This window comes from Rhizobium sp. SU303 (assembly GCF_021052345.1).
GTDB classification, from domain to species: Bacteria; Pseudomonadota; Alphaproteobacteria; order Rhizobiales; family Rhizobiaceae; genus Rhizobium; species Rhizobium laguerreae.
The window spans coordinates 4,776,905-4,794,049 of record NZ_CP088095.1 but is presented as its reverse complement, the minus strand read 5'-3'; the positions used below and the strand labels follow the sequence as shown (position 1 = coordinate 4,794,049).

Annotated in this window: 15 protein-coding genes; 12 read left to right on the top strand and 3 right to left on the bottom strand. The window is 61.2% G+C overall.

What is annotated here, in order from left to right; genetic code table 11:
* Window positions 1–258: 258 nt before the first annotated feature.
* The 8 genes from RlegSU303_RS23455 to RlegSU303_RS23420 all read left to right on the top strand — a co-directional run bounded on the left by RlegSU303_RS23455 (window position 259) and on the right by RlegSU303_RS23420 (window position 10,607).
* Entirely contained in the window at window positions 259–675 is a 417-nt protein-coding gene (locus tag RlegSU303_RS23455) for a MarR family winged helix-turn-helix transcriptional regulator (RefSeq protein WP_003544385.1), read from the top strand.
* A gap of 138 nt (window positions 676–813) precedes the next feature.
* Entirely contained in the window at window positions 814–2,202 is a 1,389-nt protein-coding gene (locus tag RlegSU303_RS23450) for a dipeptidase (RefSeq protein ID WP_131719761.1), read from the top strand.
* A gap of 399 nt (window positions 2,203–2,601) precedes the next feature.
* Window positions 2,602–3,285, top strand: coding sequence for an SH3 domain-containing protein (locus RlegSU303_RS23445; RefSeq protein WP_131621041.1), 684 nt, complete (start codon window positions 2,602–2,604; stop codon window positions 3,283–3,285).
* A 535-nt stretch (window positions 3,286–3,820) separates the two neighbouring features.
* Window positions 3,821–4,042 carry a hypothetical protein gene (locus tag RlegSU303_RS23440; protein WP_027682216.1) on the top strand — a complete coding sequence of 74 codons (222 nt, stop codon included), beginning with the start codon at window positions 3,821–3,823 and terminating at the stop codon, window positions 4,040–4,042.
* Between the two features lie 205 nt (window positions 4,043–4,247).
* Window positions 4,248–6,584, top strand: a complete 2,337-nt coding sequence (locus tag RlegSU303_RS23435) for a transglycosylase domain-containing protein (protein WP_131629985.1) — start codon at window positions 4,248–4,250, stop codon at window positions 6,582–6,584.
* Between the two features lie 384 nt (window positions 6,585–6,968).
* Window positions 6,969–8,885 carry a molecular chaperone DnaK gene (gene dnaK / locus RlegSU303_RS23430; RefSeq protein ID WP_017962755.1) on the top strand — a complete coding sequence of 639 codons (1,917 nt, stop codon included), beginning with the start codon at window positions 6,969–6,971 and terminating at the stop codon, window positions 8,883–8,885.
* An 85-nt stretch (window positions 8,886–8,970) separates the two neighbouring features.
* Window positions 8,971–10,098 (top strand): molecular chaperone DnaJ, encoded by a 1,128-nt coding sequence (gene dnaJ / locus RlegSU303_RS23425; protein WP_017962754.1) that lies wholly within the window; start codon window positions 8,971–8,973, stop codon window positions 10,096–10,098.
* Between the two features lie 308 nt (window positions 10,099–10,406).
* The gene (locus RlegSU303_RS23420) at window positions 10,407–10,607 is read left to right on the top strand and encodes a hypothetical protein (protein WP_003544370.1); all 201 of its coding nucleotides are present in this window, start codon (window positions 10,407–10,409) and stop codon (window positions 10,605–10,607) included.
* Between the two features lie 159 nt (window positions 10,608–10,766).
* On the opposite strand, the gene RlegSU303_RS23415 is transcribed toward RlegSU303_RS23420, so the two are convergent.
* A complete protein-coding gene (locus RlegSU303_RS23415) occupies window positions 10,767–11,132 on the bottom strand; it encodes a helix-turn-helix domain-containing protein (RefSeq protein ID WP_017962753.1) in 366 nt (121 codons plus the stop codon).
* A 451-nt stretch (window positions 11,133–11,583) separates the two neighbouring features.
* Here RlegSU303_RS23415 and recF point away from each other — a divergent pair, with 451 nt between their 5' ends.
* Genes recF through RlegSU303_RS23400 form a run of 3 tightly spaced genes read left to right on the top strand, consistent with a single transcriptional unit; the run spans window position 11,584 to window position 13,999 of the window.
* On the top strand, window positions 11,584–12,708 hold the full coding sequence (recF, locus tag RlegSU303_RS23410) for a DNA replication/repair protein RecF (protein WP_131621037.1): 1,125 nt from the start codon (window positions 11,584–11,586) through the stop codon (window positions 12,706–12,708).
* Window positions 12,705–13,529 carry a molybdopterin-synthase adenylyltransferase MoeB gene (locus RlegSU303_RS23405; RefSeq protein WP_131621035.1) on the top strand — a complete coding sequence of 275 codons (825 nt, stop codon included), beginning with the start codon at window positions 12,705–12,707 and terminating at the stop codon, window positions 13,527–13,529. Before recF ends, RlegSU303_RS23405 begins: the two co-directional genes overlap by 4 nt.
* Window positions 13,526–13,999, top strand: a complete 474-nt coding sequence (locus RlegSU303_RS23400) for a GNAT family N-acetyltransferase (RefSeq protein WP_131719762.1) — start codon at window positions 13,526–13,528, stop codon at window positions 13,997–13,999. The genes RlegSU303_RS23405 and RlegSU303_RS23400 overlap by 4 nt, the downstream gene beginning before the upstream one ends.
* Before the next feature lie 32 nt (window positions 14,000–14,031).
* On the opposite strand, the gene RlegSU303_RS23395 is transcribed toward RlegSU303_RS23400, so the two are convergent.
* Entirely contained in the window at window positions 14,032–15,033 is a 1,002-nt protein-coding gene (locus tag RlegSU303_RS23395) for a 2-hydroxyacid dehydrogenase (protein WP_011649963.1), read from the bottom strand.
* Window positions 15,034–15,218: 185 nt separating this feature from the next.
* On the opposite strand from RlegSU303_RS23395, the gene RlegSU303_RS23390 reads away from it, so the two are divergent.
* Entirely contained in the window at window positions 15,219–15,758 is a 540-nt protein-coding gene (locus RlegSU303_RS23390; RefSeq protein WP_011649962.1) for an SH3 domain-containing protein, read from the top strand.
* Here RlegSU303_RS23390 and RlegSU303_RS23385 read toward each other — a convergent pair.
* Window positions 15,751–16,743, bottom strand: a complete 993-nt coding sequence (locus RlegSU303_RS23385; protein ID WP_131621031.1) for an adenosine kinase — start codon at window positions 16,741–16,743, stop codon at window positions 15,751–15,753. The genes RlegSU303_RS23390 and RlegSU303_RS23385 overlap by 8 nt on opposite strands.
* Between the last annotated feature and the right edge of the window lie 402 nt (window positions 16,744–17,145).

The following is a 17,145-nucleotide window of genomic DNA, read 5'->3' as shown; positions in this document are numbered from 1 at the left end:
GCTTGATTGCGCCGCGGGTCTGATTACCGGCTTGTCCCCCGCCGCGTCAGGCTTGGACAAAGGCCTTATCCCCCTCTCCGGGCCTTTGTCCCCACTTTAAAGTCGCCATGGCCAACCTCCAGGCCATGGCGACTTTTGTTTTTTCGAGACACTCGAAATTCTGATCGCAGCTCGCATGTTATGGAGCATCGTATGCGATTTGCTGCATTGTCTCCGGCATGGTTTTGAGCCTAACTTGCAATCATGGGATTTAACCGCATGGATTCGGGAGCCTACCTTGCCAGCCAGCTGGCGAAGGGTTTTGCCCGCTCGCTGCACCAGCGCGCGGTCGGGCTCGGTTTTTCTCCAGGGCAGTTCCCCATTCTGCTGGAACTCTGGGCCGAGGACGGGCTGACCCAGAAACAGCTTCTCGAGCGGGTCGATATCGAGCAGGCGACCATGGCCAATACGCTTTCGCGCATGGTCCGCGACGGGCTAATCGAACGCCGGCCGCATCCATCCGACAAGCGGGCGCAACTGCTCTTCCTGACGCCGAGAGCCCGCGCCATGGAGGCCGAGGCGATCGAGACCGCGCGTGAGGCCGATCTTGCGCTGTTTAAAGGTTTCCGGGTTTTCGAGCGCGAGCTGACGCTTGAATATATCCGCCGGCTTCTGGAAAACGCCAAGGCGCTCTGACCGAAAAGTGCCACCGCGCGAACAGCTAATCTGGGCCATGCCGGCGCTTTGCGCCCCCGCCGATTTTTGTTTTTTTCCGCCTCGCGTGCATTTCCGGTTTGGTCTATCGTCCGGCCGAATTTCGAAAAGGAGTCGGAAATGACGGATGTAAGTCAGGTGCTTTCGCGCGCGGACCAGAACCTTCCATCGAGCCTCGAAAAGCTGTTCGAGCTTCTGCACATCCAATCAATTTCCACCGATCCCGCCTATAAAGCCGAATGCCGAAAGGCTGCGGAATGGCTCGTCGGCTATCTCGGGACGCTCGGCTTTACGGCCTCCGTGCGCGATACGCCTGGCCATCCGATGGTGGTCGCCCACCATGCCGGCGCTTCCGCCGATGCGCCGCATGTTCTGTTCTACGGCCATTACGACGTTCAGCCGGTCGACCCGATCGAGCTCTGGGAAAACGACCCCTTCGAGCCATCGATCAAGGATGTCGGCGAGGGCCGCAAGATCCTGACCGGCCGCGGCACCTCCGACGACAAGGGCCAGTTGATGACCTTTGTCGAGGCTTGCCGCGCCTATAAGGAGATCAACGGCGCGCTTCCCTGCCGCGTCACCATCCTCTTCGAGGGCGAGGAGGAGTCTGGCTCGCCCTCCCTGAAGCCCTTCCTCGAAGCCAATGCCGCCGAGCTCAAGGCCGATTATGCGCTGGTCTGCGATACCGGCATGTGGGACCGCGACACGCCGGCAATCGCCGCAGCGCTGCGCGGCCTCGTCGGCGAGGAAGTGATCGTGACGGCCGCCGATCGCGACCTGCATTCCGGTCTCTTCGGCGGCGCGGCCGCCAATCCGATCCATATTCTCGTCGAGGCTCTTGCCGGTCTGCACGACGAGACGGGACGCATCACGCTTGACGGCTTCTATGACGGCGTCGAGGAAACGCCCGACAACATCAAGGCGTCATGGGAAACGCTCGGCAAGACCGCGGAGAGCTTCCTCGGCGAAGTCGGCCTTTCCATTCCATCCGGCGAAAAAGGCCGCTCGGTGCTGGAACTCACCTGGGCACGGCCGACCGCCGAAATCAACGGTATCTGGGGTGGCTATACCGGCGAAGGCTTCAAGACGGTGATCGCCGCCAAGGCTTCGGCGAAGGTTTCGTTCCGCCTCGTCGGCACGCAGGATCCGGCCGCCATCCGCGAGGCTTTCCGCAGCTATATCAGCGCGAAGATTCCCGCCGATTGCTCGGTCGAGTTCCATCCGCATGGCGGCTCGCCGGCGATTCATCTTTCCTATGATTCGCCTGTTCTCACCAAGGCGAAGAACGCGCTTTCCGACGAGTGGCCGAAACCCGCCATCGTCATCGGCATGGGTGGGTCGATCCCGATCGTCGGGGATTTCCAGAAGATGCTCGGTATGGAATCGCTGCTCGTCGGCTTCGGCCTCAGCGATGATCGCATCCACTCGCCGAACGAGAAATACGAGCTTATCTCCTACCACAAAGGCATCCGCTCCTGGGTGCGGATTCTTCAGGCGCTCGCCACCTGAAGGAAAGGGCGCCCTTCAATCAAGATGCGCCACGCAAAGTTGCGACAAACAAAAAGGCCGGTTCGACCCGGCCTTTCGTCATCCGCTCACCTCAGTGCCAGTTCATCCGTGGTCAAGGAGCAAGCGGGTATTGCAGTGAGACTGCCGCTGAAAGGTTAACGGACCTTTAACAATACCGGCCCTTGCCGGAAGCACCACGCGCGGCTCCAAGGGCGCTGACAGACATTTCGCCGTTCAAGCTACGTTCATCGCGAGCGACGTATAAGCCATTGAAAGATAAGATGAATGATAACGCCCTGACACCTGCGGGCGATCGCTCTATCTTTTGTTTCAATGGCGTATGCCAAGGAAACGCGGCCAAGCGCTGCCTGAAAAACGTGCCAACAAGGACTGAGAAGCGTGAAAAATCTCTTTGTTAAAATTGCAGCCGCCGGCGTGCTTATGCTGGCGCCCGCCATAGCGCAGGCTGCCGAAGGCTACTCGACGGCGAACGTCAACATGCGTGCCGGTCCGAGCACCCGATATCCTGCCGTTGCCGTCATACCGGCCGGTTCCTCCGTCGAGATCCGCGGATGCCTTTCCGACGTCAACTGGTGCGATGTCGAGTTCTACGGCGGCCGCGGCTGGGTTTCCGGCCAGTACGTGCAGGCCCTCTATCAGCAGCGCCGCGTTTATGTCGGTCCGCAATATTACCGCCCGCTCGGCATTCCGATGATTCGCTTCAGCGTCGACAATTATTGGGACCGCTACTACCGCAACCGCGATTTCTATCGCGAACGTGACCGCTGGAGCCGCGGCCCGGACTATTACTACCGCGACCGCGACAATCGGGATCGCGACCGCGATCGGGATAACCGGGATCGCGACCGGAACTGGCGTGAGCGGGATCGCGACCGAGATGGGCGCGACCGAGATCGTGACTGGCGCGACGACAATCAACGGGGCGATCGGCAAAGGGACGATTTGCAAAGAGGTGACCGGCAAAGAGGTGACCGGCAAGGGGACGACCGCAGGGGCGATGACCGCAGGCCAGACCGCAGGGATTTTGATTGCCGCCCCGGCGATCCCTCCTGCGACGAATGAGAAGGGGGACGGCAGCGCCGTCCTCTTCCGAGGTTTGCCAAGGGCAAACACCCAAGAAAAAGCCCGGCGCTCCCTTGGGGGGATGCACCGGGCCTGATGTCGATCGGCACGCGTTGAGGGGAGACGGCCGATCATTCGCGGGACGTGAGGGGTTGTCCCGCTTCTTCATAAACAATCGCGAAGCCTATTGGTTCCGCCTGCTGCATAATTCCTTGAAACGGACCCGATTTGAGGAAAACACTATGCGGAAATTCAATGTGTTACACATTTTTTATGTTTCTCGAAAAGACGCGCGGCGCTGAAAAATGCGTCGTATCATCAGTGATTCACGTGACGCACTTCAGGTCTTTTTTTCATGAGACGTGCGGCTTGGCCGGCGAGCGCTAGACAGGAGCCGCAGGGGAAGCATCGATCCTCGAATGCGGTCACCGACAATTTGATGTGAGGCCACCGCGATGCTCTTGTATTGCAGGATTCTTTATTGCATTTTTGTGAAGTTGCGGATCAATCTTGATCCGTTCGAGGCTGGACCCTAATGACGCAAGACTACCTGGCTTTCTTCGGGCTTTTCGCCCCTCGGGCGGCCGCCACAGATGTTACCGTTTGGCATAAACACAACCCTATCCTGCCTGTGCGCCTCACCGATGGGGCGAACCTCAATCCTTCCGGCCAGATCTGGCGCCGCTTTCATCTGGGCGAGTGGGAATATAAGCAGGACCCGGAAACGCTCGACGATTACGAAGCCCGGCAGTTCTGAAGGCCAATGCTGTCGCCAATCTGCTTTACTTTCCATTATTAATACCCCGTTAAATCGCCGCATTTACAGTTCAGTCGGATGATCACGGCGGCACTCAAAGTGCTCCAGCGTCCTTTGCGCGCCTGAAAAGACGCGCGGCGCTGGAGAAGAGCGCCGTTATGCGAAGCTGACTTCGCGATCGAATATGGGGTGTGACCGGTCCGCGATGGCAGGCAGAGGCAGATCAGGCGACAGAATAGAACCGTCTTTCAGCGGCCGCCCGGCACGCGACGATGATGAATTTTCGCTCGATGACGATGATCGCATTGCCGGAGGCCGATCCCAGCGCCGCGGTGGCGCAAAACCTCCGCCGCGGCGTGCCGCCCCCCGGCGGCGGCGCGAGCCGCGGGAGCACGATGGCGGCGGGTTGTTCGGCTTTATGCGCCGCGTGACCTACTGGTGCGTCGTGCTTTTCATCTGGGCCGGCATCGGCGTTGCCGGGCTCGTAGTCTATTATGGTTCGCGCATGCCGAGCGCCAGCACATGGGCGATCCCGGAACGGCCGCCGAACGTCAAGATCACCGCTGTCGACGGCAGCGTCATCGCCAATCGCGGCGCCACCGGCGGCGAGGCGCTGTCGCTCGAAAACATGTCGCCCTATATTCCGGAAGCCGTCATCGCCATCGAAGATCGGCGTTTCTATTCGCATTTCGGCGTCGATCCGCTCGGCCTCGGCCGGGCTGTTGTGACCAATCTCACGGCTGGCCACATGGTCCAGGGTGGCTCGACGCTGACCCAGCAGCTTGCCAAGAACCTCTTCCTCTCGCCTGAAAGAACGCTGGAACGCAAGGTGCAGGAGGTGCTGCTCTCGTTCTGGCTGGAGCAGAAGTACACCAAAGACCAGATCCTGGCGATGTATCTCAACCGGGTATTCTTCGGATCGAACGCCTATGGCGTCGAGGCAGCCTCGCGCCGCTACTTCAACAAATCGGCGCGTGACGTAAACCTCGGCGAGGCCGCGGTGCTCGCCGGCCTGCTCAAGGCGCCGTCGCGGCTTTCGCCGGCCCGCGATGCGGAAGCTGCGAATGCACGCGCCCAACTCGTGCTTGCGGCGATGCGCGAACAGGGCTTCATCACCGATTCCGAGGTCAAGACGGCGATGTCGCAGACCCCGGCTTCGGCCAAGAGTTACTGGTCGGGCGCCGGGCACTATGTCGCCGACATGGTGATGGACGCGCTGCCGGGTCTGATCGGCGACGTCAAGGAAGACGTCATCGTCGATACGACCATCGACAAGTCGCTGGAAAAGAAGGCCGAGCAATCGCTGGTCGACGTACTCGACAAGGAAGGCGGCAAGCTCGACGCCTCGCAGGCGGCCCTGGTCTCGATCGACGGCACCGGCGCGATCCGGGCGCTGGTCGGCGGCAGGGATTATGCGACGAGCCAGTTCAACCGCGCCGTCAAGGCCAAACGCCAGCCGGGTTCCTCGTTCAAGCCCTTCGTCTATGCCGCAGCACTCGAGAAGGGGCTGACGCCCTATTCGGTGTTCAACGACGCGCCGATCCGGATCGGCGACTGGACGCCCGAAAATTACGAGAAAAAATACAATGGCGAAGTGACGCTGGCGACCGCGCTTGCCAAGTCGCTGAACACGGTGGCCGCCCAGCTGGTGATGTATGACGGGCCGGATCAGGTGATCAAGCTTGCCCACCGGCTCGGCATCGAAAGCGAGCTGCAGCCGAACGCCTCGATCGCTCTCGGCACGTCCGAGGTGTCGCTGATGGAACTCACCGCCTCCTATGCCGCCTTCATGAACGGCGGCTACAAGGCGACGCCGCACGTCATCCGCCGGGTGACGACCGCCGAGGGCAAGGTTCTCTACGAAAATACCTATGACAGCCCGCCGCGCGTGCTCTCCGAGCAGATCGTCGCCCAGATGGATGCAATGATGATGGGCGTCATCGACAACGGCACCGGCAAGAGCGCCAAGATCCCCGGCTGGCAGGCGGCGGGAAAGACCGGCACCACCCAGAATTCGCGCGACGCGCTCTTCGTCGGCTTCACCAGCAATCTCACCACCGGGGTCTGGTTCGGCAATGACGACGGCAAGCCGATGAAGAAGGTGACCGGCGGCGGCTTGCCGGCCAAGGCCTGGAAGGAATTCATGATCGCCGCCCACAAGGGTCTTTCGCCGGCACCGCTCTTCGGCAACGGCCAGTTGATCGCCGATCCGAACAATGGTCAGCCGATGGCGCAGGCACCGGCCGATGGGCAGCTGGGCAGCGGACAACCGATGACGGCCGAGGCGCCGCCATCGACGATCGGCGGCATTATTTCCGGCGTCTTCGGCGGCGACGACAATGCAAACCGCTATCCGCAGGCGCCGGTCCGGCAGCAGACGACAACATCCGGAAACGGCCCGATTCCTCCTGCCGACGTTGCCGAAGGCGGCGGGTCCGGTTATGGAAACGTCATCCCGCCCGGCAATGTCGGAGGGCCGCAAACCACCTCTTCCGTCCAGCCGCGGCGCACGACGCTGCTCGATCTGATCATGGGCCAGTGAGATCTTTGCTGCATGCCCGGCGCACGCCCGATGCTCTAAAGCGCGCCATGATCTTTCGGATTCGCGCCTTGCGCTTGAGGTCCTTGTTTTACGCATGTCGTTGTCGCAAAAACGCTACACGGTTTTGCGCGACATGCTTCAGACATCGGCCGGTTTCCGGACATAGGGCGACCTCTTTCACGGCTACTGTCAAAATTGAATGCAACACATTCGTTTTGCTGGATTCCGGGCCATTTCTCGCCTTGCAGTCCAGAAAACCGCTCCTTATATACGCCGCATCACCGCAATCACGATTGCGTAATCTTAAGTAGACCCATCCCGTAAGGGGCTGTCAGGGAAATGCCTTCTCGGGGTTCCCACAGCTTGCTTCAAGGAGAGAATGACATGGCAAAAGTAATTGGTATCGACCTCGGAACGACGAATTCCTGCGTCGCAGTCATGGACGGCAAGGACGCGAAGGTCATCGAGAACGCGGAAGGTGCGCGTACGACCCCTTCCATGGTGGCATTTTCCGATGATGGCGAACGCCTCGTCGGCCAGCCGGCCAAGCGCCAGGCAGTCACCAACCCGACGAATACGCTCTTTGCAGTCAAGCGCCTGATCGGCCGCCGCTACGAAGATCCGACCGTCGAGAAGGACAAGCACCTCGTTCCCTTCACCATCGTCAAGGGCGACAATGGCGACGCCTGGGTCGAAGCCAATGGCAAGGGCTACTCGCCCGCACAGATTTCCGCGATGATCCTTCAGAAGATGAAGGAAACTGCCGAATCCTATCTCGGCGAGAAGGTCGAGAAGGCCGTCATCACCGTTCCCGCCTACTTCAACGACGCGCAGCGCCAGGCAACCAAGGATGCCGGCCGCATCGCCGGTCTTGAAGTCCTGCGCATCATCAACGAGCCGACTGCTGCAGCGCTGGCCTACGGTCTCGACAAGAAAGAAGGCAAGACGATTGCCGTCTACGACCTTGGCGGCGGCACCTTCGATATTTCGATCCTCGAGATCGGTGATGGCGTCTTCGAAGTGAAGTCCACCAACGGCGATACCTTCCTCGGCGGTGAAGACTTCGACATGCGTCTCGTCGAATATCTCGTTGCCGAGTTCAAGAGGGACAACGGCATCGACCTGAAGAACGACAAGCTTGCCCTGCAGCGCCTCAAGGAAGCTGCGGAAAAGGCAAAGATCGAGCTTTCGTCCTCGCAGCAGACCGAAATCAACCTGCCGTTCATCACGGCCGACGCCTCCGGCCCGAAGCATCTGACGCTGAAGCTGACCCGCGCCAAGCTCGAAAGCCTGGTCGACGATCTTGTCCAGCGGACGATCGCGCCGTGCAAGGCAGCGCTCAAGGATGCCGGCGTCACTGCCGCCGAAATCGACGAAGTGGTTCTCGTCGGCGGCATGAGCCGCATGCCGAAGGTACAGGAAGTCGTCAAGCAGCTGTTCGGCAAGGAGCCGCACAAGGGTGTCAACCCGGATGAAGTGGTGGCCCTTGGCGCCGCCATCCAGGCCGGCGTTCTGCAGGGCGACGTCAAGGACGTCCTGCTCCTCGACGTGACGCCGCTGTCGCTCGGCATCGAGACGCTCGGCGGTGTCTTCACCCGTCTGATCGAACGCAACACGACGATCCCGACGAAGAAGAGCCAGACGTTTTCGACCGCCGAAGACAACCAGCAGGCCGTCACCATCCGCGTTTCGCAGGGCGAGCGTGAAATGGCTGCCGACAACAAGCTGCTCGGCCAGTTCGACCTCGTCGGTCTGCCGCCGTCGCCGCGCGGCATGCCGCAGATCGAAGTCACCTTCGACATCGACGCCAACGGCATCGTGCAGGTTTCGGCCAAGGACAAGGGCACCGGCAAGGAACAGCAGATCCGCATCCAGGCGTCCGGCGGTCTTTCCGACGCCGACATCGAGAAGATGGTAAAGGATGCCGAAGCCCATGCCACCGAGGACAAGAAGCGCCGCGAGGCCGTCGAAGCCCGGAACCAGGCTGAAAGCCTGATCCATTCCACGGAAAAGTCGCTGAAGGATTATGGCGACAAGGTTTCCGAGGCCGACCGCACCGCGATCTCGGATGCGATCGCCGCACTGAAGACGGCGTCGGAAGCATCCGAGCCCGATGCCGACGACATCAAGGCCAAGACCCAGACGCTGATGGAAGTGTCGATGAAGCTCGGCCAGGCGATCTATGAAGCACAGCAGGCCGAAGGCGGCGCTGCCGGCGATGCCTCCGCGGAAAGCGGCGACAATGTCGTTGATGCCGACTACGAGGAAATCAAGGACGACGACCGCAAGAAGTCCGCGTAATCCGCGACGGCGTGGTTATGCTTCAACATCTGATCCGGCTGCTCACCATGGCAGCCGGAAATCCATTTCCGGGGTTTAATCCTTAATGGCAAAAGCGGACTTTTACGAAACTCTGGGTGTAGCCAAGTCGGCGGACGAGAAAGAGCTGAAGAGCGCCTTTCGCAAACTGGCGATGAAATACCATCCGGACAAGAACCCGGATGACAAGGACGCCGAACGGAAGTTCAAGGAAATCAACGAAGCCTATGAGATGCTCAAGGACCCGCAGAAGCGGGCGGCCTATGATCGTTATGGTCATGCGGCCTTCGAGCATGGCGGCATGGGCGGCGGTGGCGGCGGATTTGCTGGCGGCGGTTTCTCCGACATTTTCGAGGATATCTTCGGCGAGATGATGGGTGGAGGGCGCGCGCGCCAGCGCTCGTCGGGCGGCCGCGAACGTGGCGCCGATCTTCGCTACAACATGGAAATAACGCTGGAAGAGGCTTTTTCCGGCAAGACGGCGCAGATCCGCGTTCCGACGTCGATCACCTGCGACGTCTGTTCGGGTTCAGGCGCCAAACCCGGCACGCAGCCGAAGAACTGCGGCACCTGCCAGGGAACGGGGCGCGTGCGCGCGGCACAGGGCTTCTTTTCGATCGAACGGACCTGCCCGACCTGCCACGGCCGCGGCCAGATCATTCCCGATCCGTGTCCGAAGTGCCACGGCCAGGGCCGTGTGACGGAAGAGCGTTCGCTCTCGGTCAATATCCCGGCCGGCATCGAGGACGGCACCCGCATCCGGCTGCAGGGCGAAGGCGAGGCCGGCGCCCGCGGCGGACCGGCAGGCGACCTCTATATCTTCCTGTCCGTCAAACCGCATGAATTCTACCAGCGCGACGGAGCCGATCTCTATTGCGCCGTTCCGATCTCGATGACGACGGCGGCACTCGGCGGCACCTTCGACGTGGCGACGCTCGACGGCACCAAGTCCCGCGTCACCGTGCCCGAGGGCACCCAGGTCGGCAAACAGTTCCGTCTCAAGGGCAAGGGCATGCCAGTGCTGCGTTCGGTGCAGACGGGCGACCTCTACATCCAGATCCAGATCGAGACGCCGCAAAAGCTCACCAAGCGCCAGCGCGAACTGCTTCAGGAATTCGAGCAGCTTTCCTCCAAGGAGAACAATCCCGAATCGACGGGCTTCTTTGCCCGCATGAAGGAATTCTTCGAAGGCTGAGCCGCGATCGACATGCCCATTACGCCGGGGACGGAAACGTCTCCGGTTTTTTTGTTCCCGGAATCTCGATTTGCGACATTCGCCGTCCATGCCGGCGAATCTGTCCCGGATCGATACGGCGGCGGGCGGGACGATGACTTGCGTTAACGCAGCCAGATGATGCCGCTTGCAAGTTTTCCAAATGAATTCAGTCTCTGCCGTCAGTGCATGACCCTGGGAGCCGGAATCGATTTCGGGGGCATGCACCAAATCAAAGTGATAGAGCGTCCTTAGCGCTAGCGGGAACAAACAAACCAAGGGTATCAGCCATGGCGCCAGCCTTTTCCTCTCAGTCCGAAGATGTCGACGTTCTCGCCGGCGCCATCTACACATGGTGCGCCGAGCGCAACATCAAGCTTCGCAGCCAGCAAGGCCTTTCCATTGCCAGCATCGCGATCGACCTCTATCATGCCGGCCACCAGACGCAGGACGATCTGCTGATGGCGCTGCACGAATGCGAGATTCACTGAAGCGCGCGGCATCAAACCTCAATCAGGCGGTCTGCTTCCGGTCTTTGTTCTGATGCAGGTCATCCTCCCAATATTGCTGCACACCCGCAGGTGTCCGGAAGCCATCCAGACCTTGAATAGGTCGTGCTTTCCGTGGGAACCGTGATTGCTGCAGTGGGATCAGGCGGTGGTTTCGGCCGCTTCCCCCGTCATGAGGGTGACGATGGTCTTGACCGCTTCCTTGCCTGCCGGTGAGTTCAGCTTGTCGTAGCTCAGCGCAAGCGCATAGGCGTCGGGGCTGAGTTCGACACGGCTGCCGAATGGCGACATGCCGGCACCCTCGAAGAGAGCGGAGATCTCGACGTCGAGAAAAACCGCGATCTGATGCAGCTTGCTGGCGGAAACGCGGTTCGCCCCCTTCTCGTATTTCTGGATTTGCTGGAAAGTCAGTCCGAGTGCTTCGCCAAGCTCGAGCTGAGAAACACGGCGAAGGGCGCGAAACTGTCTGACGTTGCGACCGACGATAATATCAACCGGATCTGGCACTTCATCACTCTCTTATACATAAACGGTCCGTTTACCATATCGTTTGCATCGGATAACTCAACCCTACAGTTGCAAAATTCAACCAACTTTTTTTGGGCTTTACGTTACGTCAGTAGCGTTAGAGGATGACGGCAAACCCCGAAATATCCGGCGCTGGAAGACATTGGCAATGAGTGTCGACGGGATCGGTTTGGCGATGTCAGGCCATCTCGTATGGTTGTATTTTTAACCGAATTTCGAAAGTGCCATGGCTGCCGTTCCATCGGGAGGATCTCGGACACAAGGGCTTTGGTCACGGGATCATCTGGAATATGTGTCCTGCGTGGCGCCAGCCGCCGCGTCCTGACGTTCGGCAGCAGCGGCGGTACACGATCCGCGGCCAAAAAGCTGCCAGCCTTGCCATCGGCGCCGCTTCGGCTTAGCTGTCACGCTTTACGATTCCGGACATTCTATGCCGCACAAGGTTTCTCTTTCCCGTCTGAAGCTGACAGACTTCCGCAACTATGTGGCGGCGGCCCTTACCCTTGATGGTCGGCATGCCGTGCTGACGGGAGACAACGGCGCCGGCAAGACCAATCTCATGGAGGCCGTCTCGTTGCTTTCGCCTGGCCGCGGTCTGCGTCGCGCAGCTTATGGCGACATTACCCGCGTCGGCGCGGCCGGCGGCTTTTCGATCTTCGCCGCGCTCGACGGCATGGAGGGCGACGTCGAGATCGGCACCGGCATCGAAACGGGCGAGGAGACCACCGCCCGCAGGCTGCGCATCAATGGCACGACGGCAAAGACTGCCGACGAACTGACCGACCATCTGCGCCTTCTCTGGCTGACACCGGCGATGGACGGGCTCTTTACCGGCGCCTCTTCCGACCGGCGCCGCTTTCTCGACCGGCTGGTGCTGTCGCTCGATCCCGCCCATGGCCGCCGCGCCAGCGATTTCGAGCGCGCCATGCGCAGCCGCAACAAATTGCTGGACGAAGGCCGCTTCGACCCTTCCTGGCTTGCCGGCATCGAGGAGCAGATGGCAAGCCTCGGTATCGCCATGGCGCTCGCCCGGCAGGAGATGCTCGGCCTGCTGACCCGGCTGATCGAGGAAACCCGCGAAACGTCGCCCTTCCCTTCGGCAGCGCTGCAGCTCTCGGGCTTCATGGACGGTCAGTTCTCGCGCCCCTCGGTCGACCTCGAGGACGACTACGCGGCGATGCTGGCTGAGAGCCGCTACCGCGATGCCGGCGCAGGGCGCACGCTCGAGGGCCCGCACCGGGCCGATCTCATCGTGCATCACCGCGAAAAGGCGATGGAGGCGGAGCGTTGCTCCACCGGCGAGCAGAAAGCGCTGCTTGTCGGCCTGGTGCTTGCACATGCCCGGCTCGTCGGCAATCTCACCGGCCATGCGCCGATCCTGCTGCTCGACGAGATCGCAGCCCATCTCGACGAGGGTCGCCGAGCCGCGTTATTCGACCTTATCGACGGGCTCGGCGGCCAGGCCTTCATGACCGGAACGGATCGCGCAATGTTTTCGGCACTCGGCGACAGGGCGCAGTTTTTCACGGTTTCCGACGGAAGGGTGTTCGAATGACGGAGGCGGCTTTTCCCGGCGTCGGGCGTCATGATAACATCGGCGCCATGGAACCGCTCAGCCCGGACGAAATCGCGCGCTATCACCGCCACATCCTGCTGCCCGAGATCGGCGGCGCCGGCCAGCAGAAACTGAAAGCCGCCCGCGTGCTGGTGATCGGCGCCGGTGGCCTCGGTGCGCCGGTCCTGCAATATCTGGCCGCAGCCGGTATCGGCACACTCGGTATCGTCGACGACGACCGGGTGTCGTTGTCGAACCTGCAGCGCCAGGTGATCCATGATTCCGGCACGATCGGCGAATTGAAGACGGAGAGTGCCGCCTTCGCCATCGCCAGGCTCAATCCGCATGTCCGACTGATCCGCTTCGAGGAACGCTTTTCCCCGGAGGCCGCCCGCCGTCAGCTCTCCGGCTTCGACCTGCTGATCGACGGCTCCGACAATTTCGACACGCGTTATGCCGCCGCCGATGCGGCGGAAGAAGCGCGCATCCCGCTCGTCAGCGGCGCCGTCGGGCGGTTCGACGGCTCGCTGACGGTTCTCAAGCCCTATGAGACGGCTGAGGATGGAACGTCCAACCCCAGATATCGCGACCTGTTTCCGGAAGCGCCGCCAGCGGGGCTGATTCCCGCCTGCGCCGAGGCCGGCATCATCGGCGCGCTGACCGGCGTCATCGGCACGATGATGGCGATGGAGGCGATCAAGCTCGTCACCGGCACCGGCGAACCACTGGTCGGACGGTTGCTGCTCTACGACGCGCTCTCGGCCCGCTTCGACACGGTTCGCTACAAACGACGCCGGACAACACAAAGACAGGCCGGATGACCATTGTTCGTCTTGATCATAGCTTCACGCGCTGGGACGAACTGCTCGCTCTCATCCTCGCCGCCTTCGCCTCCATGAACGGCAGGATCGACCCGCCATCTTCAGCGCTCAAGCTGACGATGGAGTCACTTGCCGAAAAGGCCAGGGCCGAGATCGGCCATGTCGCCATCGACGGCGAAAAGCTGATCGGCTGCCTCTTCCTGAGGCAGGAAGCTGATTGTCTCTATGTCGGCAAGCTCGCCGTCCTGCCTGAGGTACAAGGCAAGGGCCTCGGCAAGCGGCTGCTGGGGATTGCCGAGGAGACCGCTGCGGCGCTCGGTCTTCCCGCTTTGCGGCTGGAAACGCGGATCGAACTCACCGACAACCACGCCGTCTTTGCCGCCTGGGGATTTGCGAGAACCGCCGAAAAGGCGCATCCCGGCTTTGACAGGACGACGTTCATCGAGATGCGCAAGGTCCTTGCGTCTTGATGCGCCACGCGTGATTCGATCCTTAAATGCGCTTAGCGGCCGGGCAGCACGCGGTTCGGCGGCCTATGGCCATCGATGAAGGTGCGGATGTTGATGATGACCTTGTCGCCCATGTCGATGCGGCCTTCGATCGTCGCCGAACTCATATGCGGCAGCAGCACGACCTTGCCCTCATTGGCGAGCTTGATGAGCCTCGGGTTGACGGCGGGCTCGTTTTCGAAGACGTCGAGGCCGGCGCCGGCAATCCGGCCCTCCCTCAGGCACTTGATCAGCGCAGCTTCATCGACCACGTCGCCACGCGCGGTGTTGACGAGATAGGCCGTCGGCTGCAGCAGCGCCAGACGGCGGGCCGAGATCAGGTGGAAGGTCGCCGGCGTCGACGGACAATTGACGGAAACGATATCGACGCGGGCAAGCATCTGGTCGAGGCTTTCCCAATAGGTCGCCTCCAGCTCGTCCTCGACGGCCGGATTGACGCGCTTGCGATTGTGATAGTGGATCGACAGGCCGAAAGCCTTGGCGCGGCGGGCGACCGCCGTACCGATGCGGCCCATGCCGACGATCCCGATTCGCTTGCCGTGAATGCGCCGGCCGAGCATCCAGGTCGGAGACCAGCCTGCCCATTCGCCCGGCTTGTCGGTCAGTACGCGCGCACCTTCGCCGAGCCTTCTCGGAACAGCGAGAATCAGCGCCATGGTCATATCGGCGGTGTCCTCGGTCAGGACGTTCGGCGTGTTGGTGACGGTGATGCCCTTGCGCGCCGCCGCCTCGACGTCGATGTGATCGGTGCCGTTGGAGAAGCTCGCAATCAGCTTCATCTGCGGTCCCGCCTGTTCGATCAGCGCCGCGTCGATGCGATCGGTGACAGTCGGCACCAGCACGTCGGCGGTCTTGACCGCAGCGATCAGCTCGGGAACGGAGCGCGGCGCGTCGTCGATGTTCAGCTCAGCGTCGAAGAGTTCGCGCATGCGGGTTTCGACGGCATCCGGCAGCTTGCGGGTGATGTAGACCTTCGGTTTTTTCTTCGCTGTCATGGCTGCCTGTGGTGCCTTGTTCAGAGGTCTTTAACCAAGAGGGGTGATAATTTTCCCATTCCGGGCATTTTCTACCAGACCCGCACGCGAAGACAAACAAAACTCGTGGTGCAGCCGGGGAATGTCAGAGCCCGGAGCGCGAGCAGGCCGGGCCTGCCCGCGAATTCGAGCAAACGGAAACTTCCATGCGCAGCAAAGTCCTGAAGTCCTGCCTCGCCCTTGCCATCGCTCTGGCTGCATCCATGGGAAGCGTCGAGTTCGCCCATGCGCAGGCGGCCAAGGGGCCAAGCGGACTGCCATTGCCGCGTTTCGTCACGCTGAAATCCAAGCGCGTCAACCTGCGCATCGGTCCGGGAACGGATTACGCCGTGTCTTGGATGTACCTGAAATCCGGCCTGCCGGTGGAGATCATCCAGGAATACGACAATTGGCGCCGCATCCGCGATGCCGACGGCACCGAAGGCTGGGTCAACCAGTCGCTGCTGTCAGGCCAACGCGCGGCGATCGCCGCTCCGTGGATGAAGACCAAGGGCAAAGGCATTTATGTCAATCTGCGCCGCGAGGCGCAGCCCTCCGCCTCGATCGTCGCGAAGCTCGAACCCGGCGTGATGCTGACGATCGGCGAATGCAACGGCGACTGGTGCCGTGCCGAATCCGACGGCGCCTCGGGCTGGGTGGCGCAGTCGGAGATTTGGGGCGCCTATCCCGGCGAAGCCTTCAAATAAGCCCTGCCCGTTTGGCGGCCTCGGAAAGCGAGGTCATCGGGCGCGGGCCGATCTGCTGGATGACGATGCCGGCAGCCAGGCAGCCGAGCTTGCCGCAATCCTCGAGAGACCGTCCCTGCGTGTAGCCATAGAGGAAGCCGGAGGCGAAAAGATCGCCGGCACCGGTCGTATCGACCACTTCCCTGATCCTGATCGCATCGACGTAAAAACGCTCGCGGCCCTTCAGGATGACGGCGCCATCCTCGCTCATCGTCACGGCGGCGATCTTGCAATCGGCGGCGATCCTGTTCAGCGCCTCCTCGAAATCGTCGGTCTCGTAGAGCGACAGCGCTTCCTGGCGATTGGCGAAGACGATATCGACCTTGCCGGTGCGCATCAGATCGAGGAATTCGCCGCGATAACGGTCGACACAGAAGCTGTCGGACAGCGTCATCGACATTTCGCGGCCGTTTTCATGGGCGATGCGGGCACAATCGAGGATCGCTTCCTTGGCGCGTGGCGGATCCCAGAGATAACCTTCGAAATAGGTAACCTTGGCGTCGGCCACGACGTCGGTCTCGACGTCTTCCGGGCCGAGCTCGACGCAGGCGCCGAGATAGGTGTTCATCGAACGCTCGCCGTCCTCGGTGACGAAGATCATCGAACGCGCCGTCGGCGGGAAGGTGCCCTTCGGCCGGGTCTCGTAGTGGACGCCCTGGGCGCGGATGTCGTGTGTGAAGATGTCACCGAGCTGATCTTGGGCGACATTGCCGAAATAGGCAGCCTTGCCGCCAAGGCTCGCCACGCCCGCCGCCGTGTTGCCGGCGCTGCCGCCGGAAGCTTCGAGCGCCGGTCCCATGCGCGAATACAAGAGTTCGGCGCGTTCGGCATCGATAAGGTTCATCGCCGCCTTGGTGATCTGGTTGTCAATGAGGAACTGGTCGTCGCAACGGGCAATGATATCCACGATTGCGTTGCCGACTGTCAGAACATCGAATCTTGTCATGAAATGGGGGGTCCCGGAGTTTGTGATAGCCGGGGTTTGGTCTTAGCGAAATTTCCGCGGTTTGGAAGGATAAATGGTGGATGGCCTGTCTATTTCTTCGCAAAAGTGCCGCCTATTCGTCATGTCCCTGTCATTTTCAATATCTAGAAATACTCGCAAGAAGACCGGCATGAGCAGCTTTCAGTTGCAGCCGGGCGCACGAGGGATGACCCCTTCGATCTTACCGGCGCGATGCTGACCACGGATGAACTGGCAGCTTCGTGATCCGGGTTTCCGGCAAGACCGGAGCGGAAAAGCGGGCTATGCCCGCTTTTTTTGTTTTGCCGATGTGCTTGATTGGACGGCGATTGCCTTTTCAAACCAAGCAGTTTGCTGCTAGACGTCGAATACTCCCCCGCGCAG

Bases quoted from the DNA above. Each gene is read 5' to 3' on its own strand.
- RlegSU303_RS23455 (WP_003544385.1), top strand. From the start codon at position 259: ATGGATTCGGGAGCCTACCTTGCCAGCCAGCTGGCGAAGGGTTTTGCC.
- RlegSU303_RS23450 (WP_131719761.1), top strand. From the start codon at position 814: ATGACGGATGTAAGTCAGGTGCTTTCGCGCGCGGACCAGAACCTTCCA.
- RlegSU303_RS23440 (WP_027682216.1), top strand. From the start codon at position 3,821: ATGACGCAAGACTACCTGGCTTTCTTCGGGCTTTTCGCCCCTCGGGCG.
- RlegSU303_RS23435 (WP_131629985.1), top strand. From the start codon at position 4,248: ATGGCAGGCAGAGGCAGATCAGGCGACAGAATAGAACCGTCTTTCAGC.
- dnaK (WP_017962755.1), top strand. From the start codon at position 6,969: ATGGCAAAAGTAATTGGTATCGACCTCGGAACGACGAATTCCTGCGTC.
- dnaJ (WP_017962754.1), top strand. From the start codon at position 8,971: ATGGCAAAAGCGGACTTTTACGAAACTCTGGGTGTAGCCAAGTCGGCG.
- RlegSU303_RS23420 (WP_003544370.1), top strand. From the start codon at position 10,407: ATGGCGCCAGCCTTTTCCTCTCAGTCCGAAGATGTCGACGTTCTCGCC.
- recF (WP_131621037.1), top strand. From the start codon at position 11,584: ATGCCGCACAAGGTTTCTCTTTCCCGTCTGAAGCTGACAGACTTCCGC.
- RlegSU303_RS23405 (WP_131621035.1), top strand. From the start codon at position 12,705: ATGACGGAGGCGGCTTTTCCCGGCGTCGGGCGTCATGATAACATCGGC.
- RlegSU303_RS23400 (WP_131719762.1), top strand. From the start codon at position 13,526: ATGACCATTGTTCGTCTTGATCATAGCTTCACGCGCTGGGACGAACTG.
- RlegSU303_RS23395 (WP_011649963.1), bottom strand. From the start codon at position 15,033: ATGACAGCGAAGAAAAAACCGAAGGTCTACATCACCCGCAAGCTGCCG.
- RlegSU303_RS23390 (WP_011649962.1), top strand. From the start codon at position 15,219: ATGCGCAGCAAAGTCCTGAAGTCCTGCCTCGCCCTTGCCATCGCTCTG.
- RlegSU303_RS23385 (WP_131621031.1), bottom strand. From the start codon at position 16,743: ATGACAAGATTCGATGTTCTGACAGTCGGCAACGCAATCGTGGATATC.